Source organism: Streptomyces sp. NPDC044984 (assembly GCF_040646935.1).
Lineage (GTDB): Bacteria > Actinomycetota > Actinomycetes > Streptomycetales > Streptomycetaceae > Streptomyces.
Map to the genome: position 1 here is coordinate 63,124 of NZ_JBEZBE010000010.1, position 21,146 is coordinate 84,269.

Here is a 21,146-nt window from a genome sequence, read left to right on the forward strand (position 1 = left end):
GCTCCTGCGGGACGGCTCGGTGAAGTGGGTTCATCGTGGGTGGGGCCGGAAAGCCTGTCAAGATGTATTCATATTTAATAACTACCGCTAGCATGGCACAGCAACCACAACGAGCAGCCCCCGCGAACCCGAGGAGTACCCGCATGGCGTCCTACACCGGCCGAGGTGTGCACGGGCAGGTCGTCCATGCCCTGGGTGCCCGCATCGTCGGCGGCGAGCTCGCCGAGGGCGCGACGCTCGACCTGCGCGCACTGGGCGAAGAGCTCGAGGTCAGCCTCACCGTGATGCGCGAGTCCATGAAGGTGCTGGCCGGCAAGGGCCTGATCGACGCGCGCCAGAAGCGCGGCACCTTCGTCCGCGAACGCAAGCACTGGAACCTGCTCGACGCCGACATCATCCGCTGGCAGGTCGACAGCGGCGCCGGGCAGCGCCTCATGCGCGACCTGGCCGACGTCCGCTCCATCGTCGAGCCCGCCGCGGCCCACCGCGCCGCGCTGCACCGCACCGAACAGGACCTGCACGCCCTGCAGGCCGCCCTGGACGAGATGGCCCGCGCCCACACGGACTCGTCCGCGGACGCCGCCGAGGCCGACGCGGCGTTCCACCGCGCCCTCCTCAACGCCACCGGGAACGAGATGCTGGCGCGCATGGACCTGCTGCTCGAACCGGGACTGCGCGAACGCGACCGCGTCGTGCACTCCCACGCCCGGACCGACGACCCGGTCCCCAGCCACCAGGCCGTTCTGGACGCCGTCCGGGACCAGGACCCGGCCCGTGCCGAACTCGCCATGCTCGACCTGCTGGCCAAGGCCGTCCACGACCTCGACCAGGTGACGCGCGCTCCGGACTCGGCCCGGCGGCCCTGACCGCCGGGCCCGTGACCGGCTCGTCCCGGCGAGCCCGCGCTCGTGGCGGAGGGCGCTTCCGGCGGGGCGCCGCGGGCTTTCCCCGGCCGTGCCGCCCAGCCGAGGAACGACGGCGTGACCTGCCTGTGCGGATCGTCCCGAGGCGTCCGGACCAGGAGCGGACCGGCTTCGCCCCTCCCCTGTCCGGAGGTTCACCGCGCTCCGGGCGACCCGACACCGAACGGCGTCCCTGTGGCACCGCTTCCGGCGGGCGTGTCCGGCGCACGCTCACCGTGCCGCCGGGACTCACCTCCACGAGGACTCAGTCGTCGCTCCTGGTGTTCTCGCTCGGCAGGAACCTCTGGCGAGCCCAGAGGCTCAGCAGCGCCGTTCCGCCGGCCAACAGCGGCACCGGGTCCCGGTCGAGCGGAGCCAGCACATATCCCAGCGCCGTGACCGTGCAGACCGTCAGGGGGACGAATGCCGCCGCGCCCTCCATCCCCCACCGCAGCGCGGGCTGAGCGATGCCCAGGGCGCTCGCCCCGCCGGGCACCCAAGGGGCGACAGCGAGCACCAGCAGTCCCGCGGTGGCGCAGGCGTCGGCCGGCTCACAGGACATCAGCCCGGGGTCGTGCGGACCGGCCGCCCACAGTCGCAGGGTGTCGCCGGCCAGTATGAGGGACAACCCGGCGATCCCGATCCACAAGGTGGCTCTCTGGTCGCTCCGTACGAGACGGCGCAGGGCGAACAGGAAACTCAGGAACACGACTTCGGCGGTCCACAGGACACCGACCATTCCCGTCCCCAGCCGCCAGCCGTCACCGGCCCCCCGCAGCAGTACCCATCCCGTCATGAACACGGCCCCGGCGGTGACGACCCCGTCGAGCACGCGCCGCAGCAACACGTGCCGACCCGCGCCGGCGTCGGCCGCGACCACCAGACCGGCCATCCCCAGACCGACCGTCAGCGTCACTCCGGCGATCACCAGCGAACCCGGCAACGACCGCGCGTCCCCTCCCGAAACCGGAGGCTGGACCGACAGCGCGACGACCGCTCCCCGGTACACACCCGCGGTCACCGCGGAACCCCCCAACAGCAGCAGACGCGTCCGCACCCGTCCGCTCGTTCCCCTCGCGCGGAGCATCAAGGAAGCCGCCAGCCCCCAGCAACCGGCGGACGGCCCGAAAGCCACCGTCCGCGCCGCCCCGCCACCGGCGGCCCACGCCCCGCCGAACATCAGCACCGTCCCCACGAGACATGCCACGCCGACCGCGCCCCAGGTCCGACGGCAGCGGCCCGCCCGGGGCCCGAGCACGCCCGGCGCCTTCCCCAACCCCGACATCAGGCGCGCCTTCCCACCGGTCTCCCGCCCGCAGGGCCTCCCCCACAGCCCTCCGGTTCCTTTCCGCAACCGTAAAGACCTGGGCACCGGCTCCGAACGGAACCGTCGGTTCATTCACTCGTACTGCGTACTCAACGCACGGAGCACGGTCGTGCCCGCCGCCTTCGGCGGCCATCGGCCTCGACACCGGTCCCGGCGGGCGGGTGACCGGCTTGCGCCGGACCGGGTTCCGCAGCCCGGACCCGGCCGGGGCGACGAGTACGCCGCGGGCGGCGGCGTTTCCTCCGCTGCCCGAGGGGACCGAGGCCCATCCCCTGCGGGTGTCCCTCGGACGCAGGGCGGTCGCCGTCGTACCGGCGGGTCACCCGGACCGCGCACACACGGTCCGGGCCCTCATGGACTCGGCGCCCGACGGCTCCGAGCGGCCGCTGGAGCGCTCCGGCGAGCACCTCTTCCGCGGCGACCAGGTGGTCGTCCGAATCCGCAACCGGAGAACGGCCCGCAGGTTCGTCTCCGTCTTCGACATCGGCCTGCGGGGCACGATCTCGTTGCTGACCACCAGCGAACGGTCCGGGGTCGGCGCCGGTCCCGGCGAGTGCCACGAGCTCTACCGGCATCCGCGGACGCACGAACTGGCCGGCGTCACCCTCTTCCGGCCGGACGGCCTGCCCGAGGGCTCCCCACGACCGGGCACCTTCCTGGCCGTCGTCACCGACCGCCCCCAGGACCTCTCCCGGCTGGCGCAGGAGGGCGTCAAGCACACGCCCGAGGCCCGGGACTCCTCCCTGCAGCGCCTCCTGGGCGATCTGCTGAACGGTGTGCGCGACGGGCACGCTCCCGCGTGGGCCGACGGAGGGAACCAGGTGGTCCGGTACCGGGTGGAGCGGTTCGAGGCGTACCTCCACCCGGAGCGGCGTACGGATCCGCGGTCCTGACCGCTGCCGCCCGGACGCGCGTTCACCCGTCCCGGGTCCGTCGGGAGCTCTCAGTGAGGGAAGGTGCGGGGCGGCCGGGTCACCGTGGATTCGCGGAACTCGGCGATCCGGGAATGGACTTGCCGCATCAGATGGGTGTCCTCGATGCGGTCCAGGTAGAGGCACCGGGCGGCCAGGCCCGGCAGGTCGAAGGCGAAGTACAGGGACATCAGCGGGTTCACGAACAACTCGCTGCCCCGAGTGCGGTCGGTGAACCGGACGTCGCCGAACGAGCCGCGTACGGCTGCCGCGATCGAGCCGTTCACGATGCTGGGGTGCTCGGGGGTGTGGTGCTGGGCGTGCGCCACCGCGTCCAGGTACAGGGCGCCTTCGCGGGTGGCGCGCGGTATCGAGAACGCGCCGAGGTACGCGCCGTCGCGCTCCAGTGCGGCGATGTTCTCCAGGACCTGTACGTGGTTCACGCCGTGGTGGGCGTCCACGCCGAACCCGACCGACACTACGAGCCGGTTCGGTATGCCGTCCAGCGCGGCGAGCGCCGCCACGCTGGTCAGGTCCTCCTCCGGTGTGCCGAGGCCGGCTTCGTCACCGCGCAACAGGATGTCGGTGCCGCCGTCGACCAGCACCACGGCGTCGATGCCGTGCAGTTCGATCAGTGCCCGGTAAGCGGCGCGCAGCGGGCGTACGCCGGTCTGCGGGAAGGCGTACACGGTGGGCGGGTAGCCGTGCCGGCGCAGCCACCGGGCGAGGGTCCGCTCCGGGAAGTAGCTCTGGTGCGGGGCGGAGTCGGGAGTGACGGCGGCGAGGTCGTCGGCGGCCCAGTGGTCGGCGGGAAGACCGGCGAGTGCGCTGAAGGAGAGGTTCGCGAGGTACACCTCCTTCTCCTGGTGCAGGAGGGAGAGGGCCAACGGCAGGCCGGAGTAGATGTCGAAACCGCCGCCCGCGCCCGCGACGAGGATCCGTCGGGAATCGGCGAGCCGGGTGAAGAGCGGGTTGCTGTGGAGGGATGTCACGACGGTCATTGTCGTCCGGCGCCCTTCGGTCGTGCCGCACGGTGCGGTGCACAGGTGCGCGGAGGTGTTGCGGGAATCCCGCGGCCCGGTGGCGGAAGGGCCGGACGGGGCCCGGGCACCTGCCGCGAACCGGCGGCAGGTCCTCGGACGACGGGCGTTGGCTCACATTCCGTGAGGCGCGCGGACCGGGCGTGCGACCCTACCGTCCCATGACCCCACGCGACCCGGAGGCCGGGATACAGGAGCTCCTCCACGAACTCTGCGTCGACCTCGGCTTCTGTCTCCCGCCCCACGCGCAGCGGCGTCTGCGGGAGGCACCGCCCGCCGACGCGGACGGCTTCGCCGACGCCGTGTTCGCCGCCGAGGGGATGGACCCCGGCCGTCACCCGCGGCTGTGGCACCAGGTACGGGAAAGGGTCGGCCGGCACCTGCACGGATGAGGAGGACCCGGGCGCCGGAGGAAGGGCCGCCGACCGGGCGCTCACGGCCACCGCACGCCGTGGCCGGGTGCCCCGGGGCGGACGGACCGAGCCGGCGAGGCCCCCGCCCGGACGGCTCTCCGGCCGGGCAGGGGCAGGTACGCGAAGGGGCTCCGTGCGTCCTCGCGCGGCCATGGGTGCCGCGCGAGGAGCGTCCTTTCAGTGCGAGGTCGTGGCCGGGTCCTGGGTGCTGAGCCGCAGTTCGGGTGCGGGACGGCGGAAGCCCTTGGTGATGACGGCGAGGTGGACGACGCCGATGGCGAGCCAGACGAGTCCCAGCTCGATCGCGGTGGAGCCGAGCTGGGTGATCAGGTAGACGTCGACGGCCGCGCCGGCCAGGGGGAGGATCAGGTAGCCGAGCAGTGCGGGGCGGCTTCCGGACCGCCATTGCCGTACGGCGTGGGCGATGACGCAGACGTTGACCAGGGTGAAGCCGAGGAACGCGCCGAAGTTGATGAACGAGGTGGCGTCGGCCAGGGACAGGCTCATCGCCGGCAGCGCGACCGCGGCCACGATGAGGACGTTCGGCACCGGGGTGAGCAGCTTGGCGTGGAGGCGTCCGAAGACGGGGCGGGGAAGGACGTTGTCACGGCCCATGACGAACATCAGGCGGCTGGTGCTGGCCTGGATGGCCACGCAGGAGGCGAAGCCGCCGAGCATGGTGACGGTGTTCGCCACGTCGGCGAAGCCCTGGCCGCCGACGAGGGTGGAGACGGCGTAGCCGGCCGAGGACTCGTCGGCGAAGGTCCCCCCGGGACGGGCCCACTGCATCACGAACGAGAGCGCCACGAAGATCACGCCTCCTGCCAGCACGGTGAGGACGATGCCGCGCGGGATGGTCCGCCGGGGATCCCGTGCCTCCTCGCTGAGGGTGCTGACGGCGTCGAAGCCGAGGAAGGCGTAGGCGGCGACGGCCGCGGCCGCGGTGACCGCCGAGACGCTGGTGGCGTCGTTCCAGAGCGCGTGTCCGGCCGCCGCGGTTCCACCATGGCCGAAACCGTGGCGGACGCAGAGCACGGCCAGGACCAGCAGGCAGCCGGTGACGGCGATCAGCAGCGTCCTGTTGACCTTGTCGGCGACCTTGAGGCCGATGACGTTGACGGCGGTGGCCGCCACGATGTTGATCACCAGCCAGAGCCACTGCGGCACCGCCGGGTACTGCGCGTGCAGGTAGATCGACTGCACCAGGAAGGCCACCATGGGCAGGAACAGGTAGTCCAGGAGCATGGCCCAGCCGGCCAGGAAGCCGAACCGCGAGTCGAGCATGCGCCGCGCGTAGGTGTAGACGGACCCCGAGGACGGGATGATCCGGGCCATCCTGGCGTAGCTGAGGCCGGTCAGCAGCATCGCACCGGTCGCGACGAGGTACGCGGTGGGGGCGGCGCCGTCGCTGGTCGCGGCGATGACGCCGAAGGTGGAGGTGACGACGGCCGGGGCCATGTAGGCGAGGCCGAACAGGACGATGGACAGGAGACCGAGGTCGCCTCTCATCCGGGTGGGCTGACCGGTCATGGTGTGCTCTCTGCGGGGACGGGGGCGGAGCCGGGGCGGGCGGTACGGCCGCTCCAGGTGGCGGGGTCGATGCGGCCCTGGTAGAGGGGCAGGGCGAGCGGGCTGTCGTCGGGCCGGAACTGCTGCCAGGGGCGGTTCAGGGCGGCGGTGCCGAACTGCCGGATGTTACTCACCTCGTCGAGGTCGATGACGTCGGTGAGGGACGTGTCACCGTCGCCCGGAGCCTGCGAGCGGACCGTGCCGGAGGGGTCGACCAGCAGGCTGCGCCCGGTGCCCACGGGGGCGGCGCAGTTCACGCTGGCGGTGAAGACCTGGTTGACGATGGAGTTGGCCCGGGCGAGGACGATCTCCTGGGCCCGGTCGCTGGTTCCGGTCTCGACGAAGTTGAGCACCAGCTCCGCCCCCATCCACGCGAGGTGGCGGGTCGTCTCGGGGAACCACGCGTCGTAGCAGATCGACAGGCCGACACGGCCGACGCCGGGCATGTCGAAGACGGTGAACTCGGCGCCGGGGACCGTGGTCTCGTAGGGCCGCCAGGGGAAGATCTTGCGGTAGGCGGCGACGCGCTCGCCGCGCGGGGAGTACACCGCGGCTGTGTTGTGGACGCGGCCGTCGTCACCACGTTCGTAGACGCTGCCCGGGGCCAGCCACACCCCGAGGTCGGCGGCGATCCGCGCGAGCGCGGTGTCACGGGGGCCGTCCAGCGGTTCGGCGGTGGCCTCCGGCAGGTCCGCGGGGTCCAGCGGGGAGCCGCTCGGCGCGCCGCACAGGTGCAGCTCGGGATAGACGACCAGCGGCTGCGCGGGCAGGCCCCGCGTGCGCCGGGCGACGTCGGCGGCGAAGCCGTCCAGGTCGTCGGCGGGACGCCGGGCGGCCTGGGCCATCACAAGGGGAAGGGGACGCGACATGGAGCACCAGGTGTGTGAGTGGATTAGTTAAACGAAATTTAGTTAACGAATCCTCCGGGGGTCAATGGGCGGGCGCCGGAAAGACAGGCCGCGTGTGCGAGCATGTGGACCATGCCCCGACCGAGGAACCAGGTGGAACGGCGTGCCCAGCTGATCGACGCGGCCTCGCGGGCAGTCATCAGCACGGGGGCGACCGCCCTCAAGCTGCGGGACGTGGCCGCGGAAGCCCAAGTCACTCCGGCCTCCGTGCTCTATTACTACTCCGACCTGCAGGAACTCTTCTCAGCGGTCTTCGAGCACGCTGCCGCGACCTACTTCGGCACCCGCAAGGAGGCGATCGCGGCGGCCGAGGGGCCGGTGGAACAGCTGCGGGCGTGCATCCGCAGCGGGGTGCCGTGGCCGGGAGCGGGCGAGCGGAGCACCCGGCTGCTGTTCGAACTCTTCCCCGTCGCCCTGCGCAACGAGGCGGTCGGCCGGGCACACCGGGTCTTCGTCGACCAGCAGACCGACCTGTACCGCCAGGTCCTCGCGCACGGTGAGGACGACGGACACTTCACGCTCACCGCGGCTCCCCGCACGCTGGGCCGGTCCTTCGTCGCCCTGGAGGACGGCTACGCCATGGACCTGCTGATCGGCACCGCGACAGCGGCCGAGATCGAGACACGGCTCCTGGCCCACGCCCGCACGGTGACCGGCAACCCCGCCTTCACCTGACCCGCAGCCGCCCGCCCCCCACGACTCACCGCACCCGGCTGACGGCGTGCGCCTCTCGTGCACGCTCACCGGTGCCGGTGGTCCGAGGGCGCCCTTCAGCTCCGCAAACGCCACGGGCCGGGCCGAGGGATCACGTGCTTCCGGGGAACCCGGCCGTCAGAGCCGTACGAGGAGACACCATGGACAGCCTTCACGACAACGATGTGCTCAGCGATGCCGGTGCGCGGGGCGACGACGCGGTCCCCGGCGCCGAGGACCGGTCCGCGGGGCGTGAGCAACCATGACCGTCTCGATCACTCAGCAGGACGCTGACGCGCTCGGGGGAAGTGACAGCGTCCTGATGCGCCAGCGCCGGGACCACGCTCGGCTCGACACGATGATCAGCCGCTGCCGGGCCGAAGACGTCGGGGAGGACGAGCTGGACGACCTCTGGCAGGACATCGTCCAGCTGGTGTTCAGCCACGCCTTCGCCGAGGAGACCGTTCTGTGGCCGATCCTTCGACGTGTGGCCCCCGGCGGCGAAGCTCTCACCCGCCGGGTCGAAGAGGAGCACCAGGCGATCAACGAGCTGATCGCACGGGTCGAGCGATCCCCGGGCGATCCCCGCCGCGCCGCATGGATCCGGCAGGCGTTCGCCCTCATCCGCCAGGACATCCGCGATGAGGAGGACGAACTGCTGCCCCACCTGCGGGACGCCTTCGACGACCGCACGCTGCGGCGCATCGGCGCCGCGTGGGAAGCCGTGCGGGCGACCGCTCCGACCCGCCCTCATCCCGGCGTCCCCCGGCGCCCGCCGGGCAACGCCCTGCGAGGAGTCCCCCTCAGCGTCTTCGACCGCCTGCGCGACCTCGCGCCGGGCACCGGCCCTCTCGCTCGCCGCGTTTCCCTGACGATCACCGGCGCGGTTGTCTCCGTGGGCGCCGTCGTTCTGCTGGTCCGCTCTGCACGTCGTCGGACATGCACCTGAGCGTGAAGCAGGCGTCCGCGGGTCCGGGAGACCCCGAAGGGACTCCCGGGCGCACGTTCCGCAGGGCTGCCGAAGTGCCGGCCGTCGTCCCCGCTCACACCCGGAGCGACGGTCCCGGCTCACCCGTCCGGGGCGACACCGACCGCCCGTCGCGCCCGCCCGCGCCGCGTCCGTGACGGGAGCCGGCGTACGCGGCCTCGCGCAGACGGCTCAGGCGTCGGGTGGGGCGCAGGCCGGGCAGGCTGTGGGCGTAGGGGTCGTAGGAGATCGTGGTGGTGGCGGAGGCGGCGTGTACCCCTTCGAGGGACAGCGAGGCGAAGGTGCGCCAGGGTTCGTCGGACGCTGCCGCGCGCAGGTCGAAGCGGACGGGCCGGCGAGCCAGCTCCTGCCACAGTGTCGGCAGGGCGGCCTCCGGCGGACCGCTCGGGTCCGGGACGGGAAAGGCCGCCAGCACGCGCTCGCGATCACCCACCCGGTAGGAGAGCAGGGTGGAGTACGGTCCGCTCAGGGCGTCGGGCCGCGGGAGGGGCAGATGGCGGCCGAACCGGCCGGCGCCGCTCGACGTGAACAGCAGGTCGAGCTCGTCGCCCGGGGCATCGGCGTCCTCGACCCGGAGGGCCAGCCCCAGGGCGTCCGGCAGGCGTCGGGGCAGGCCGAGCGCGCGGGACCAGCGCACGGTCGCCGCGTAGGAGCGGGGCCGGTCCAGCCACGGCACGCCCCACTCCGCGCCGGTGCGGCCGCTCACGTCCAGGGTGCCCGAGCACAGCACTCCGTGGGGGTGCAGGGCCGGTGCCGCACGCAGGCGGGCCAGCCGGTCGGCGGCGCGGTGCGCTGCCGCGTCGAGGATCACGAGGGGCACCTCAGTGCTCGGGACGGATGACCGCGCGCACGCAGCCGTCGGTCTTGTGCTTGAACATGTCGTACGCCGTCGGGGCCTGGTCGAGTGAGAGGGTGTGGGTCGCCAGGTGGGCCGTCTCGATCTCGCCGGCGGCGAGCCGTTCCAGGAGCATGGGGATGTAGCGCTGCCCGTGCATCTGGGCGCCGCGTACGGTGAGCCCCTTGTTGATGACGGCACCGAGCGGAAACTTGTCGACGGCGCCCGCGAACACCCCCAGGACGAACACCGTGCCGCCTTTGCGGCATGCGTGGATGGCCTGGCGTACGGCGGTCGGCCGGTCGGTCTGCAGCCGGAGCTGCTGCTTGGCCTGGTCGTACAGGTGCATCGGGCCGTCGCTGTGTGCTTCCATGCCGACGGCTTCGATGCATACGTCGGGGCCCCGCCCACCGGTGCGTTCGCGCAGCTCGGCGGCGACGTCCGTGGTGGTGTAGTCGATGGTCTCCGAACCGACGTACCGCTCGGTCATCGCCAGCCGCTCGGAGATGCGGTCGATGGAGACGACCCGCTCCGCGCCGAGCAGGATCGCCGCCCTCGCGGCCATCTGCCCGACGGCCCCGCAACCCCAGACCGCCACCACGTCACCGGGTTTGACACCGGCGAGGTCGGCGCCCATCCACCCGGTGGGCACGGAGTCCGAGACGAACAGGGCGCTGGTGTCGTCGATGCCTTCGGGGACGGGGAAGGCGCCGTAGTCGGCGAAGGGGACACGCACGTATTCGGCGTGGCTGCCGCGCAGGCCGCCCATGGCGTGCGAGTAGCCGAAGATGCCGGCGGTCTCGTAGCCGAACAGCGCCTGAGCGATGCCGGGGTTGGTGTTGGTGTTGTCGCACAGGGACCACAGGTCGTTCGCGCAGTACCAGCACCGCCCGCAGCCGACGAACGAGCAGACGACCACCCGGTCGCCCACCTTGTGCCGGCGCACACCGGAGCCGGTCTCCACGACCTCCCCGACGAACTCGTGGCCGATCACGTCCCCGGCGCGCATCGCCGGGATGTAGCCGCCGATGAGATGCAGGTCGGAACCGCAGGTCGTACCCGCGATCAACCGCACGATGACGTCCTGGTCGTTGCGCAGTTCCGGGTCCGGGACCTGCTCGACGGACAGTTTGTTCACGCCTTCCCAGCACAGGGCCTTCACAGCACTCCCTCCCCGCCGGACCGGCGGCCGAGCAGTCCCACCAGCCTGCCGCCCGGTGTGTCTCGGGTCGTCGGTGGTGCGTCCGGGCGCAGTACCTCCCCGGCTTCCAGAACGGCCTTGGCCTCGCGCAGGGCGAGCCGGATCTCCTGTCGTGGATCCTGCCCGGCCAGACGCGCGGGTACGGAGGAGGACCGGGCGGGCGTCGGCTCCTTGGGCCGGACGGCCAGCTCCGTGCCGCGGTCGCCCGGTGCCGGACGTATCCGCACGTCGATCCCGTCCGCGAGGCGCTGCAGGGCATCGGGCAGCTTCCCGTCCTGCCGCACATCCGCCGTCGGGCGGTTGACCGTCACCGTGAGCCATCGGTCGCCCGCCCCGTCATCGCCGTGCCGCGCCGCCCCGGCCTTCCGCGCCGCCGCGACGCCGGCAGCGACGACCGGAACCATCCACAACGCCCTCTTCATGGCTGCCTCCCACTCGAACCGGCCGTGACGGCCGTGCGTCGGGTTTCCTCGGCCGTCGAAGCGAAACGGCGACGCCCGGGAACGCCGGAACTCACCCGCCGAGGTGAGGACGGGAGGTGCGGGTACCCGGGGCCGCATGGTGAAGAGCGCACTGTGGCAGGGGTTGGTCGCCGGTACGGCCGGGGTGCTGGTGATGACGCTGGGAGAGAAGGCGGAGCAGCGGTTCACCGGTCGTCCCGACTCCCATGTGCCCGCACGCACCCTGGAACGTCTGAGCGGCCTGCCGGAGCACCCGGGCCGTCAGTCCCTGCCGGTCAACCTGGCCATGCACGTGGGGCAGGGCGCCCTCCTCGGCGTCCTGAGGTCGGTGATGTCGCACGCCGGGCTGCGCGGAGGGTGGCCGTCGGCGCAGTTCGCCGTCGTGCGCCTCACCAGCGACCAGATCCTGGAGAACACCACCGGCGTCGGCGCTCCTCCCTCCACCTGGCCCCGCGGCGAACTCGTGATCGACCTGGTGCACAAGACGGTGTACGCCTTCGCCACGGGAGCCGTCGCCGACGCCCTGGCCGCCCGTACGGGCCCCGGCCCGGGGCAGCGCCACGCCGCGGTGCGTCCCGGCCGTCACGCGGACGTGGGGCCCTTGCCCCGTGGTCGGGCCCTGGGACGGTGAACGCCGCACGAGGACATCAGCGGGTCACGAAGTGGGGACCGCCTGCCCGGCGTTCCCGGTCGGCGTTCCTCGCCCGGCGCCGGCCGGTGGCCGTGTACCACTGGACGGCGAGAACCAGCGCCAGCACGACGTCGACCGCGTCACCGCCGTAGTACATGACCTGTGCCCCGAGGCTCAGGTCGTGTGTCGCGAAGGAGGTGCCCGGCGGGCCGGTGGCATGGAGGCTCTTGGCGAGGACGGCGTGGGCCGTCCCCGCCAGAAGCAGCGTCGTCGCCCGCAGCGGCAGGCTCCACCGCCGGCGTACGGGATCGAGCTGGCAGACGGCCGCGGAGAAGAGCAGGCCCGCGAGCAGCATGTGCAGTTCGAGGACCGCGCCCAGGGCGGGGCGGTGATGCGCCGCGGACAGCAGCTCGGTGCGGTACAGCACCCACAGCCCGCCCATGTCGACGGCCGCGGCCGTCGGAGGAAACAGCGACCACGCGGCGAAGGGAGAGTGCGCCACGCGCAACAGCCCTCGGCGGAGCGTGCCCGGCGGCAGCACGCGCAGGGCGAGGGTGAGCGGGCGCGCGACGACGAGCAGGACAGGGCCGGCCATGGCCACGAGCAGGTGACGCGCCGAGTGGGCGGTGAACGGCCCGCCCGGCAGCCACCCGCACAGTCCCCAGATCAGGGCCGCGCCCCCGGCGACGAAGGCGCAGTCCCGTCGCCACGGCCAGGCGTCGCCGCGGCGTCTCAGCCCGGCTGCGGACGTGGCATACGCGACACAGGCCAGGACGCACGCGAGGACGGCCAGGGGAACGACGGCCGGAAGCGGACGGTCCGTCACGGTGACCGTCGTCCTCGTCGCGCGGCCCGGGCGACGATCCCCAGGCCGATCAGGAGCAGGGCGAGGCCCGTCAGGTTCCACGCCCAGTCGTACGGGGTGACGTCCACGCCGTAACGGATCTGGTGCAGGCGCAGCAGTTTGTGGTCGACGACGCCGTCGAATATCTGAAAGGCGCCGAGGCCGAGGAAGAACCCGCCCCAGGCGTACGCGGGGAACAGTGCGTGACGGCGCCGCAGGTCCGCGAAGAGGAAGAAGCCGGCGACCAGCGCCAGCAGCTCCGCGGTGTGCAGCAGACCGTCGGACACCAGACCCGCACCGGAGGTGGAACGGTCGTAGAAGTGATGCCAGTGCAGGATCTGGTGGAAGACGATCTCGTCCACGGCCGCCATCACGGCCGCACCGATCACCGCGCACACCAGCAGCGACCGCCGCGGCCCGGGCCGTCCCGTGTCGCCTCCGTCCGCCCAGTGGTCACGGGGCCTCACGGTGTGCGTCCGCCTTTCCGAAGGGAATCGTCTGCCGCTCTCCGTCCGCCCGCGGAGCGTCGTGAGCCCGGGGTCGGCCGGTGCCGTGGACGACGTCCGGCCGACCCGGGCTCATCGGGGAATCAGTCTTTCCCCATGGCTTTGCGGACGGTGTCCTTCGTGCGGTCCATCAGGGCGGCGACCGGTCCGAGGGCCACGTTGGCCGCACCGGATTCGACTCCCGGGTGGGGACGGGTGGGTGCCATGGCCTCCGCGGCCTTGATGGCCTTGGCCATGGCGGCCAGGTTGGTCGCACCGGCATTGCGGCGGATGTGGGTGAACTCGTAGCGTTCCTCCGCCCGGGCGTGCGTCTGCACGTCTGTGCGCAGCCGCATCAGCCGCGGGAGGAACTCCGGGTCGTCGGTGTCCATCTCGTCGAGGGCGGCGAGGGTCTCCTTGGCCTCGCGTTCCTCGGTGAGCCGGTCCTCGACGACCTGCTCACCGCCCGGCACCGCCCGCCGTACGAAGGGGTGGACGACCTCCTCCTCGGCGGTCTCGTGGACGGCGAGCAGGCGTACCAGGCGCCGGAAGGCGTCGCGCCGCTCATCGCCGGTGGTGGCCTCGACCTCGTCGAAGAGATTCCGGATGTCGCCGTGCTGACGCATCAGCAGGGCGACCACGTCGTCGTCCCGGGCACGATCGTCGCCGGCGTGCGGGGTGTGCAGGTCGGACATTCAGGTCTCCCCTACTTCTCGCGCATGGCGGGGTCGGGGTGCTCGCCCTCGGTCTGGACGCGGTACTCACGGCCGAACATCTCGTCGTGCTCGGTCATGACCCGGTCGCTCGGCGGCGCCTCCCCGCCGTGGATGGCCTCCTGCATCCGTTCGAACCGCTCGTGCGCCTCGCGCACGTAGCCGGCGCCCAGCGTGGTCAGGTCCATCTGGGTCTCCAGCAGCTCCCGCAGGTAGCCCTTGTTCGGCTCGAAGGTCAGCACGTTCGGCAGCTCCGGCGCCAGCACCGAGGCGGGATCGCGGCCGTCGTGCCGGCGCATCAGGTCGCAGGCGGCGTGCAGGTGCTCCAGCTCCATGTTCAGGTGCAGCTCCCAGATCGCCTTCACCTTGGGGTCGCTCTCCTGCTCCATGAAGGAGTGGTACAGGTAGCACTCGTTGTACTCGTGGTTGACCAGCTGCTCCCACCACGTCTCACCGGGGTCGACGAGGGACTCGTAGTGGGTGACGTGCTCCTCCTCGATCAGCCCGATCTCCTGGTAGAGCTGGCGGGCGATCGGCTCCATGTAGGTGGGGCCGGTGTTCATGTAGAAGTTCATCGTCTGCTGCTCCGCCGACATGATCGTCAGTGCGTGCAGCTTGGAGAGCGGGTTCGTCTCGTCCTTGGCGTAGGGGTCGCGGACGTTGTCGACCGGATCACGGTGGTGGAACCGCGTGGGGCGGCCCGGCATGACCTCGTTCAGGTTGTCGACGATCGACTCCGCCTTGCGGTGCTCGATCATCTCGTACAGGTTCGCGTACCGGTACAGGTGGTCGAAGTCCTCCAGCACACCGAACTGGTACGCCTGCTTCAGGTACGGGTCCGGCTCCATCCGCGCCACCCACGCCGTCAGGTCGACCGCGACCTGCTCGTAGGCGATCGTCGTCTCCAGCACCGACGACACGCCGGGGAGCAGCCAGTTGACCGCCTTCTGCTGCTGCGCCTCGATGTACCGCACGCGGGCCAGCTGCCGCTTGATCTCGGGGTCGGCCGTGTGCCGGGCGAGCTGGTGGCTGAACAGGATGGCCTCCACCTCGATCCCGTTCATCGTGATGATCCGGCACCGGGTGTACGGATCACACCGGTCCGGGTCGATCGGCTCCACGTTCAGCTCACGCCAGCTGCGCAGCTGGCGGTCCAGCGGGATGCCCCGCTGCTCCAACGGATTGAACGTCATGGGGAGTGCCTCCTGCGGGCGTGGGTTGAGGGGCGCGCGCCGCGTCGCCTAGGTACCCCGGTGCAGGCAACGAGCACAGATCCGCTCACCAGTCTGTTCATCACAGGTGCTTTTGAGCCACCGCTCACGCGTGCAGGCCTCGTTGTTCCCCTGAACGGGTCAACGAGAAGGGAGGTCCGCGCTCGCCGGTGAAGCGTGTCGGCGTCCCGTCGGAAACCCTCGAACCCCCTGTTCCTCCTTCGAGAGGAACTACCGGTCCCGACAGACGGAAGCTCACGGCCGCACGGGTGCCTCGAACGGGGACCGGGTACGTCGCCGTGTTCGTCCTTGCCGCCGAGGTCGCCGGGGCGGAGGCGTCCGTGGCGGAGCCGTTGCCGCAGGCGTCAGTGGCGCACCGGGTGCGCGGGTACGCCGGAGAAGGCGCGGGTTCCGGTCCACGCCACGCGCCTTCCCCGCCCTGTACACCACAGAGCTCGCGTCCGCGCCGGGATCACTCGCCGGTCGTCCTGTTCACCAGGGCGGCGTACGCCAGCTGCAGCGCGTCCGCGCCGGCCAGCGCGGTGAGCGCCCCCATGGTGGTGCGGGTCGCGCGCGGCCAGAGCAACTGTCCGGCCGTGAGGGTCGAGGCCACCCAGACGCTCATGCAGAACGGGCAGGTCACCAGCTCTCCGACCGTGGCGTTGCCGTCGTCGGATCGAGCCTCCTCGTGCAGTTCGGCCGGCCCCTGCGGGCCGACGAACGTGGTGAAGGGGGCTCTCAGCGGACTGGTCACCGACGCCTTGCTCAGCAGCCGGCTCAGCCGGAACGTCGCCACAGCGGTCAGGGCCACGTCCCAGGGCACGGGCCGGTCCGGCAGGGGACGCCCACGCATCTTCACCACCGTCGCCCAACCGGCTGTGTACGCCCCGAAAGCCGCCATGGCGGCCAGATAGCCACGCAGCGGGCGCTCGTCCCCCGCCGCGTAGGCGTGCTCGGTGCGGCGCAGCAGTTCCCTGAGACGGGGTGCGAAACGGCCGTCAGTCACTGCGCCCATGGCCCCTGCCCCGTCCTGCCCCCGTCACCGGCTCGTCCGTTTCGCCGCCGCCCGCCGCGTCCCGCCCCGCCCCGCGCAGGCTGACCTCGACATGCCCGGCGACGACGCGGCTGTCGAAGGCGGGCTGGGGCGCCGTGGCGGGGCCGCGGACGTTCCAGCCGTCCGAGAGCCGGAAGACGCTGCCGTGCCAGGGGCACCGGACGCACCCGTCGGCGACCGTGCCCTCGGACAGCGGTCCCGCCAGATGACTGCACCGCTCGGCCAGCACGTGGATCGCTCCACCGGTCTCGCGCACCACCAGGACCGGCACATCGTCCACGGTGCGCCGTACGGGACGGCCGACGGGGAACTCGTCCACCGTGCCGATCCGGTGCCAGCCCCGTCCGACGACGTGCGGCACCTCCTCGGCGTGGTTGGCACCGGAAGCCTGCCGATACGCCATGTGGCCGCCGAGCACGCCCCCCAGACCGACCGCGGTCAGACCGAGGAAGCCGCACGCGCGACCTGCCCCGGCCCGCCCGGAGAGACGAAGGAGGAGTGAGGCACCGTACAGGCCCACGGCCGTCGTGTTGGCCAGCGCGTGCACCAGCCCCACACGCTTCTGCTGACGGTGGAGTTCCGCCCAGTCGACCGCGCCCGCCAGGGCCGCGGGGCCGGCCGCCGCCAGCCCGACGGCCACCAGGAGGCCGGCCTCCCGGGACCGGCCGGGCCGCAGGTCGAGCACCGCGGCGGACATCCAGGTGCCGATCGGCACCTGCACCATCAAGGGGTGCACCGGATGGCCGAGCCATCTGCCGTGCAACACGTCCCGTGCGCGGCCGAGCGGCAGCGCCCGCACTCCCCTGCCGAGCGCGTCGATCACCGCGTCCGCCCTGGGCTCGCGCTCCAGGGCGTCCAGCAGCCACAGCACTCGGTTCTGCCGCATGGGGCGGCGACCTCGCTTCTTGCTCATGAGCGCAGGGTCCCCCGAGGGCCGGGGGGCAAACAGCGGCTCCGGCGGTCCTGCCTGCCTGTGGCGTGCAAGGGCCTGCCTGTGGCGTGCAGGGGCGCCGCGTCCGCCGTCCGGTCGCCGGACGCACGGCGGAGGCAGCCGACGCCGGCCGGGGTTCTGCCGCTCAGCTCTGCCGGAGGGCCTTGTCCGTCGTGCCGGCCATCTCCCCGGCCGGCGGAGCCTCGGCATCGACCCCGGTGCCGGCCACGCGCTGCTCGAGGTTCTCGCCCTGCGCGGTGATGGTCATGACGCCGTCGCCCGCTGCCGGATCGAGGACGCCCCTACCGTCCGACGCGACCGTTCCGCCCCCGCGGCGAGATCTCCTCGACGACCACCGCTCGTCCATGGAACGACGGCGCGCCGGTGACCCCCGTGCCCCTCGGAGAAGCGTGAGAACGCCCCTCCTCAGGGGGGGTTGAGGAGGCAGGGCTTGCTTCGGACGGGTCGCGCCGACGACACGGAACGGCGCTCTCCCACCGACCGGGCACCAGCATGAGACACCCCAAGCCGACCGCACACGAGTCAGTTCAGTTAGGAAATGTGATCCGGGGACACACGTACGGCGAACCGACAGCAAGGAGAGTCTGTGATGGGCATCATCGCGTGGATATTCATCGGCCTGCTCGCCGGAGCCATTGCCAAGGCGCTCATGCCGGGCAAGGACCCGGGCGGAATCATCATCACCATGCTCATCGGTATCGCCGGAGGGCTCCTCGGGGGATTCCTCGGCAAGGTGATCTTCGGAGTCGACTCGATCGACGGCTTCTTCGACCTGTCCACCTGGATCGCGGCGATCGTCGGATCCGTCATTCTGCTGGCGCTGTACCGGCTGTTCACCGGCCGCGGACACGGGCGCGGCCATCGCCGCGGCCACGTCCACGCGTAACGGCCCGACGGTCGACGCGACCTGGCGCAGGACGAACCAGCCATGTCCACGTGGGTGCCCCCGTCTTCGGACGGGGGCACCCACGTGTGCCAGGGCGCGATCCGGCGGACGCCCCCGCCGCGCGGTTCGGTGGACTCAGGCGCGCTGGACCCAACTCCGGTCCAGGCGGTCGGCCAGGCCGGCGGCGGTGAAGGCGGCCTCCAGGTCGTCGCGGCCCTCGGTGAAGTGGGCCCAGCTGTCGTGGTGGACGGGGACGACGCGGCGGGCGCCGAGGATCCGGGCGGCTTCCGCCGCCCGGGCGCTGTCGAGGACGAGCAGCCCACCGTCGAAGAGCATGGGGAAGCGAGGGGCTCCGGCGAAGAGGACGGCGGTGTCCAACGGGCCGAAACGCCCCGCGATTTCCCTGACCGCGTCGAGCGAGGCGTTGTCGCCGCTGACGTAGACCGTGGGCAGGCCGTCTCCGGTGAGCACGAAGCCGACGACCTGGCCGGTGATCGGCTCGATCTCTTCGCGCGGGCCCGGGCCGTGGACGGCGGGGACACCGGTGACGGTGACCGTGCCCCCGTCGGGCCGGTCCAGGACGATCGACTCCCAGTCGGCCAGGCCTCTGGCCGTGCCTCCCAGCCGCTGTCCGCCGCCGGGGGTGGTGAGGGTGAGCGGGACGTCGGCGAGCATGGCGCGTCCGGACGTGTCGAGGTTGTCGGCATGTTCGTCGTGCGAGAGCAGGACCACGTCGACGGGGCCGAGTTCGGCGGGGGTGGCGCGGGAGGCGGCGGTCTTGGTCAGGGTCGGGCCCCGGGAGGCGTGGTCGCCGGGCCCGTCGAAGGTCGGGTCCGTCAGAAAGCGCAGGCCGCCGTACTCGAAGAGGGCGGTGGGACCGCCCAACGTGCGGACCTGGATCTGCTCGGCGTCGTGCTGGGACATGCGGACCACTCCCGACTAGTCACGGATGAGAGTCTCTTTTTCCATGACTCACGATAGGGAGGCGTCACGGAAAAACACAAGCGTTACCATGAGAACGTGGAAGAGATCGTGCTCGCCGACGTCACCCCCACCGCGCTGCCCCCGGCTCCGGGCGCCGACCGGTACCGCTCGCTCGACTTCGCCGACACCGTCGCGACCCTCCCCGCCGACCAGAGTTACGACCTCCTCGCCTCCCCCGAATCCGCCATGCGCTGGCTCGCCGCCCACGACCTGACCGCTCCGGACGTCAGGCTGTACGAAGTGTGCGCGCGGCGGATGCGCACGCTGCGCGGCCATGTGCGGGCCCTGTTCGAAGCCCGCGTCGAGGGCACCGCCCCGCCCGAGCCGTCCCTGCGGGCCGTCAACGAGGCACTCACCGCCGTGCCCACCGCTCCCCTGCTCGCCTGGGACGGACCGCGGGGACCGCGCCGCGTCCAGGCGCACCCCACCGACCAGGCCGTCAGCCACGCGCTGGCGACCCTCGCCGCCGACGCCGCCGACCTGCTCACCGGCCGGGACGCCGACCTGCTCGCAGCCTGCGGCTCCACACCCTGCGACCGCTTCCTCGTACGCACTCACGGCCGGCGCCACTGGTGCTCCACCCGCTGCGGCGACCGCGCCCGCGCCGCCCGCGCCCGGCGGACCTCGGAGTGACCGGCGACGCCCGCACCCACCGTCACCGCGAACGCGAGGCCGAGCGCTTCCCGGCCTTCGCCTCCTGTGTCGTTCGCCGCGGGTCGACCCGGTCCGGTGGGAAGCCCGCACGCTGAAGGGGGCCAAGGTCGGGCTCAGGGCCCGGCACCAGGACGACATCCCGGTTCTGCGGACCGGGCTCCACGACGACGACGTCGACGCCTCGCGGGCCGAGAGCGGGCCGTGGCGGCCGATCACGTCCGGCTCGAGGGATCCGCGGCTCGTGGTGGACGACGAGGAGCAGGGACACGTCCCGTTCTCCGTGATCGAACTGGACGGCGGCACACTGGTCGGCACCGCGACGCTGCGCTCCGCCGAGCGCAACGGCTTCGTCCGCGAGGGTGTGCCGCGCTCCCCGGCCTGGGTGACGGGCGAGTTCCTGGACGAGGTGCTGCTCGGGCTCCTCGGCCAGGACCGGAAGCCGGAGCCGAAGGGCCGGGCCGGCCCACGTGACGGCGCGGGAGCGGACTCGCCGGGTGGCGGCCACGGCGGCAACCGCCGAGCCGGTACGGCGTGTCCGGGCCGTCGCCCGTGACGTGACGATGCGGCCGTGCATGACCGCCCGGGTCTTCGTCGTGGGGCTTCACAGCCGACGGACGCGCAGCACGCCGGTCAGCATCGGGAGGGTGAACTCGCCGCGGGCGGTCTCCGGTCTGTTCGCGAGGAAGGCGCGGATCCGGTCCAGCGTGGCCTCTCGTTCGTGTTCCGGCATGACCAGCACCCCCGCGCGCGTCGCGAGGGTCGCGACGAGAGAGCCGGCGGTGCGGCGCTGCCCGTGCGGGAACTCGGCCTGCTCCGGAGAGCCGAACCGGGCGGCGGCGCCGTTCTCCGGAAGGTGTGCGCCGGCCGTCTCGGCACGCCAGGCGGTGGGCGTGTCACGCGGGCCGACGGCCGCGCTCCCGCTGACCCGTGCGAGCCCGGCAACCCACTCGGCCCGGTCGTCCATGACGTTCCACAGGCCGGCCAGGATGCCGCTGGGCGCGAGGACCCTGGCGATCTCGGGGCCGGCGACGGTCATGTCGAACCAGTGCATGGCGTTGCCGGCCAGCACGGCGTCGACGGACGCGTCCGGAAGCGGTATCGCCTCGGCACTGCCCCGCAGGGCACGGACAGCGGGCAGCGAGCGGCGCAGCTCGGCGAGCATCGCCGGGTCGGGCTCGACCGCGACGACCCGGGCACCCAGTGCGAGCAGCGTGGCGGTCAGCTTGCCGGTTCCGGCGCCGAGGTCGAGCACGCGCGGGCCGGGCGCGGGTTCGAGCGCCCAGCGCACCGCATCCTGCGCGTAGTCCGGACGGTGCTCGGCGTACTCGGCCGCCGCCGGCCCGAACGACGAGGCGTGCAGCAGCCGTTGCTCCTGGTCCACACCGTTACGCTAGCGGTGCCGGCGGCGCTCGGCCATCCGCCTCACCGCTTTGGGGACGGCCACCCCTGCGGCGCTCCTCGCCCGGGTACCGCTTCGTCTTCCC

Annotated in this window: 24 protein-coding genes and 1 pseudogene; 9 read left to right on the plus strand and 16 right to left on the minus strand. The window is 72.3% G+C overall.

Going from position 1 to position 21,146, the window contains the following annotated elements; translation table 11 throughout:
• Nucleotides 1-143: 143 nt before the first annotated feature.
• Complete coding sequence (locus AB0A94_RS13365) at nt 144-866, plus strand: FCD domain-containing protein (protein WP_361743341.1); 723 nt, start codon at nt 144-146, stop codon at nt 864-866.
• 301 nt (nt 867-1,167) lie between these two features.
• Here AB0A94_RS13365 and AB0A94_RS13370 read toward each other — a convergent pair whose 3' ends face one another.
• Entirely contained in the window at nt 1,168-1,959 is a 792-nt protein-coding gene (locus tag AB0A94_RS13370) for a hypothetical protein (RefSeq protein WP_361743344.1), read from the minus strand.
• Between the two features lie 440 nt (nt 1,960-2,399).
• Between AB0A94_RS13370 and AB0A94_RS13375 the strand changes: the two genes are divergently transcribed.
• Nucleotides 2,400-3,122: a hypothetical protein gene (locus AB0A94_RS13375; RefSeq protein WP_361743346.1), complete on the plus strand. Its 723-nt coding sequence runs from the start codon at nt 2,400-2,402 to the stop codon at nt 3,120-3,122.
• Between the two features lie 50 nt (nt 3,123-3,172).
• Here the strand turns inward: AB0A94_RS13375 and AB0A94_RS13380 are convergent, their stop codons facing one another.
• Complete coding sequence (locus AB0A94_RS13380; RefSeq protein WP_361743349.1) at nt 3,173-4,141, minus strand: DUF1152 domain-containing protein; 969 nt, start codon at nt 4,139-4,141, stop codon at nt 3,173-3,175.
• A 200-nt stretch (nt 4,142-4,341) separates the two neighbouring features.
• Here AB0A94_RS13380 and AB0A94_RS13385 point away from each other — a divergent pair, with 200 nt between their 5' ends.
• Nucleotides 4,342-4,572, plus strand: a complete 231-nt coding sequence (locus tag AB0A94_RS13385) for a hypothetical protein (protein WP_361743352.1) — start codon at nt 4,342-4,344, stop codon at nt 4,570-4,572.
• Nucleotides 4,573-4,770: 198 nt separating this feature from the next.
• Here the strand turns inward: AB0A94_RS13385 and AB0A94_RS13390 are convergent, their stop codons facing one another.
• The gene (locus AB0A94_RS13390) at nt 4,771-6,123 is read right to left on the minus strand and encodes an APC family permease (protein WP_361743355.1); all 1,353 of its coding nucleotides are present in this window, start codon (nt 6,121-6,123) and stop codon (nt 4,771-4,773) included.
• Nucleotides 6,120-7,031 carry a carbon-nitrogen hydrolase family protein gene (locus tag AB0A94_RS13395; RefSeq protein WP_361743358.1) on the minus strand — a complete coding sequence of 304 codons (912 nt, stop codon included), beginning with the start codon at nt 7,029-7,031 and terminating at the stop codon, nt 6,120-6,122. Before AB0A94_RS13395 ends, AB0A94_RS13390 begins: the two co-directional genes overlap by 4 nt.
• Nucleotides 7,032-7,142: 111 nt before the next feature.
• On the opposite strand from AB0A94_RS13395, the gene AB0A94_RS13400 reads away from it, so the two are divergent.
• Both AB0A94_RS13400 and AB0A94_RS13405 read left to right on the plus strand, forming a co-directional pair.
• A complete protein-coding gene (locus tag AB0A94_RS13400; protein ID WP_361743361.1) occupies nt 7,143-7,745 on the plus strand; it encodes a TetR/AcrR family transcriptional regulator in 603 nt (200 codons plus the stop codon).
• Nucleotides 7,746-8,025: 280 nt separating this feature from the next.
• Complete coding sequence (locus AB0A94_RS13405) at nt 8,026-8,712, plus strand: hemerythrin domain-containing protein (RefSeq protein WP_361743364.1); 687 nt, start codon at nt 8,026-8,028, stop codon at nt 8,710-8,712.
• A 94-nt stretch (nt 8,713-8,806) separates the two neighbouring features.
• Here AB0A94_RS13405 and AB0A94_RS13410 read toward each other — a convergent pair whose 3' ends face one another.
• From AB0A94_RS13410 to AB0A94_RS13420, 3 genes are read right to left on the minus strand one after another with little or no spacing between them, the layout of a single operon-like run.
• Entirely contained in the window at nt 8,807-9,562 is a 756-nt protein-coding gene (locus tag AB0A94_RS13410) for a phosphodiesterase (protein ID WP_361743367.1), read from the minus strand.
• A gap of 10 nt (nt 9,563-9,572) precedes the next feature.
• Nucleotides 9,573-10,748: a zinc-dependent alcohol dehydrogenase gene (locus AB0A94_RS13415; RefSeq protein WP_361743370.1), complete on the minus strand. Its 1,176-nt coding sequence runs from the start codon at nt 10,746-10,748 to the stop codon at nt 9,573-9,575.
• On the minus strand, nt 10,745-11,209 hold the full coding sequence (locus AB0A94_RS13420; protein ID WP_361743373.1) for a hypothetical protein: 465 nt from the start codon (nt 11,207-11,209) through the stop codon (nt 10,745-10,747). Before AB0A94_RS13420 ends, AB0A94_RS13415 begins: the two co-directional genes overlap by 4 nt.
• 136 nt (nt 11,210-11,345) lie before the next feature.
• Between AB0A94_RS13420 and AB0A94_RS13425 the strand changes: the two genes are divergently transcribed.
• A complete protein-coding gene (locus AB0A94_RS13425; RefSeq protein ID WP_361743375.1) occupies nt 11,346-11,879 on the plus strand; it encodes a hypothetical protein in 534 nt (177 codons plus the stop codon).
• A 16-nt stretch (nt 11,880-11,895) separates the two neighbouring features.
• On the opposite strand, the gene AB0A94_RS13430 is transcribed toward AB0A94_RS13425, so the two are convergent.
• The 7 genes from AB0A94_RS13430 to AB0A94_RS13460 all read right to left on the minus strand — a co-directional run bounded on the left by AB0A94_RS13430 (nt 11,896) and on the right by AB0A94_RS13460 (nt 17,385).
• Nucleotides 11,896-12,705: a cytochrome c oxidase assembly protein gene (locus tag AB0A94_RS13430; RefSeq protein ID WP_361743378.1), complete on the minus strand. Its 810-nt coding sequence runs from the start codon at nt 12,703-12,705 to the stop codon at nt 11,896-11,898.
• Nucleotides 12,702-13,190, minus strand: coding sequence for a DUF2243 domain-containing protein (locus AB0A94_RS13435; RefSeq protein WP_361743381.1), 489 nt, complete (start codon nt 13,188-13,190; stop codon nt 12,702-12,704). Before AB0A94_RS13435 ends, AB0A94_RS13430 begins: the two co-directional genes overlap by 4 nt.
• A gap of 122 nt (nt 13,191-13,312) precedes the next feature.
• A complete protein-coding gene (locus AB0A94_RS13440; protein ID WP_361743384.1) occupies nt 13,313-13,903 on the minus strand; it encodes a hemerythrin domain-containing protein in 591 nt (196 codons plus the stop codon).
• An 11-nt stretch (nt 13,904-13,914) separates the two neighbouring features.
• Nucleotides 13,915-15,114 (minus strand): hypothetical protein, encoded by a 1,200-nt coding sequence (locus AB0A94_RS13445; RefSeq protein ID WP_361743387.1) that lies wholly within the window; start codon nt 15,112-15,114, stop codon nt 13,915-13,917.
• 490 nt (nt 15,115-15,604) lie between these two features.
• Nucleotides 15,605-16,147, minus strand: a complete 543-nt coding sequence (locus AB0A94_RS13450; RefSeq protein ID WP_361743390.1) for a DUF1360 domain-containing protein — start codon at nt 16,145-16,147, stop codon at nt 15,605-15,607.
• The gene (locus AB0A94_RS13455; RefSeq protein WP_361743706.1) at nt 16,131-17,072 is read right to left on the minus strand and encodes a Rieske (2Fe-2S) protein; all 942 of its coding nucleotides are present in this window, start codon (nt 17,070-17,072) and stop codon (nt 16,131-16,133) included. The genes AB0A94_RS13450 and AB0A94_RS13455 overlap by 17 nt, the downstream gene beginning before the upstream one ends.
• A gap of 190 nt (nt 17,073-17,262) precedes the next feature.
• Nucleotides 17,263-17,385 (minus strand): hypothetical protein, encoded by a 123-nt coding sequence (locus AB0A94_RS13460; RefSeq protein ID WP_361743392.1) that lies wholly within the window; start codon nt 17,383-17,385, stop codon nt 17,263-17,265.
• Nucleotides 17,386-17,727: 342 nt separating this feature from the next.
• Between AB0A94_RS13460 and AB0A94_RS13465 the strand changes: the two genes are divergently transcribed.
• Nucleotides 17,728-18,024 carry a GlsB/YeaQ/YmgE family stress response membrane protein gene (locus AB0A94_RS13465; protein ID WP_361743395.1) on the plus strand — a complete coding sequence of 99 codons (297 nt, stop codon included), beginning with the start codon at nt 17,728-17,730 and terminating at the stop codon, nt 18,022-18,024.
• A gap of 135 nt (nt 18,025-18,159) precedes the next feature.
• Here the strand turns inward: AB0A94_RS13465 and AB0A94_RS13470 are convergent, their stop codons facing one another.
• Entirely contained in the window at nt 18,160-18,948 is a 789-nt protein-coding gene (locus AB0A94_RS13470; RefSeq protein ID WP_361743398.1) for an MBL fold metallo-hydrolase, read from the minus strand.
• 96 nt (nt 18,949-19,044) lie between these two features.
• On the opposite strand from AB0A94_RS13470, the gene AB0A94_RS13475 reads away from it, so the two are divergent.
• Both AB0A94_RS13475 and AB0A94_RS13480 read left to right on the plus strand, forming a co-directional pair.
• On the plus strand, nt 19,045-19,641 hold the full coding sequence (locus tag AB0A94_RS13475) for an ABATE domain-containing protein (RefSeq protein ID WP_361743401.1): 597 nt from the start codon (nt 19,045-19,047) through the stop codon (nt 19,639-19,641).
• A 112-nt stretch (nt 19,642-19,753) separates the two neighbouring features.
• Nucleotides 19,754-20,116: pseudogene (locus AB0A94_RS13480) on the plus strand (N-acetyltransferase); the annotation flags it as partial.
• A gap of 147 nt (nt 20,117-20,263) precedes the next feature.
• On the opposite strand, the gene AB0A94_RS13485 reads toward AB0A94_RS13480, so the two are convergent.
• Entirely contained in the window at nt 20,264-21,043 is a 780-nt protein-coding gene (locus AB0A94_RS13485; RefSeq protein WP_361743404.1) for a class I SAM-dependent methyltransferase, read from the minus strand.
• Between the last annotated feature and the right edge of the window lie 103 nt (nt 21,044-21,146).

Coding starts and splice junctions, on each gene's coding strand:
- AB0A94_RS13365 (WP_361743341.1), top strand. CDS start 144: ATGGCGTCCTACACCGGCCGAGGTGTGCACGGGCAGGTCGTCCATGCC.
- AB0A94_RS13380 (WP_361743349.1), bottom strand. CDS start 4,141: ATGACCGTCGTGACATCCCTCCACAGCAACCCGCTCTTCACCCGGCTC.
- AB0A94_RS13385 (WP_361743352.1), top strand. CDS start 4,342: ATGACCCCACGCGACCCGGAGGCCGGGATACAGGAGCTCCTCCACGAA.
- AB0A94_RS13390 (WP_361743355.1), bottom strand. CDS start 6,123: ATGACCGGTCAGCCCACCCGGATGAGAGGCGACCTCGGTCTCCTGTCC.
- AB0A94_RS13395 (WP_361743358.1), bottom strand. CDS start 7,031: ATGTCGCGTCCCCTTCCCCTTGTGATGGCCCAGGCCGCCCGGCGTCCC.
- AB0A94_RS13400 (WP_361743361.1), top strand. CDS start 7,143: ATGCCCCGACCGAGGAACCAGGTGGAACGGCGTGCCCAGCTGATCGAC.
- AB0A94_RS13405 (WP_361743364.1), top strand. CDS start 8,026: ATGACCGTCTCGATCACTCAGCAGGACGCTGACGCGCTCGGGGGAAGT.
- AB0A94_RS13420 (WP_361743373.1), bottom strand. CDS start 11,209: ATGAAGAGGGCGTTGTGGATGGTTCCGGTCGTCGCTGCCGGCGTCGCG.
- AB0A94_RS13425 (WP_361743375.1), top strand. CDS start 11,346: ATGGTGAAGAGCGCACTGTGGCAGGGGTTGGTCGCCGGTACGGCCGGG.
- AB0A94_RS13440 (WP_361743384.1), bottom strand. CDS start 13,903: ATGTCCGACCTGCACACCCCGCACGCCGGCGACGATCGTGCCCGGGAC.
- AB0A94_RS13445 (WP_361743387.1), bottom strand. CDS start 15,114: ATGACGTTCAATCCGTTGGAGCAGCGGGGCATCCCGCTGGACCGCCAG.
- AB0A94_RS13450 (WP_361743390.1), bottom strand. CDS start 16,147: ATGGGCGCAGTGACTGACGGCCGTTTCGCACCCCGTCTCAGGGAACTG.
- AB0A94_RS13455 (WP_361743706.1), bottom strand. CDS start 17,072: ATGCGGCAGAACCGAGTGCTGTGGCTGCTGGACGCCCTGGAGCGCGAG.
- AB0A94_RS13460 (WP_361743392.1), bottom strand. CDS start 17,385: ATGACCATCACCGCGCAGGGCGAGAACCTCGAGCAGCGCGTGGCCGGC.
- AB0A94_RS13465 (WP_361743395.1), top strand. CDS start 17,728: ATGGGCATCATCGCGTGGATATTCATCGGCCTGCTCGCCGGAGCCATT.
- AB0A94_RS13470 (WP_361743398.1), bottom strand. CDS start 18,948: ATGTCCCAGCACGACGCCGAGCAGATCCAGGTCCGCACGTTGGGCGGT.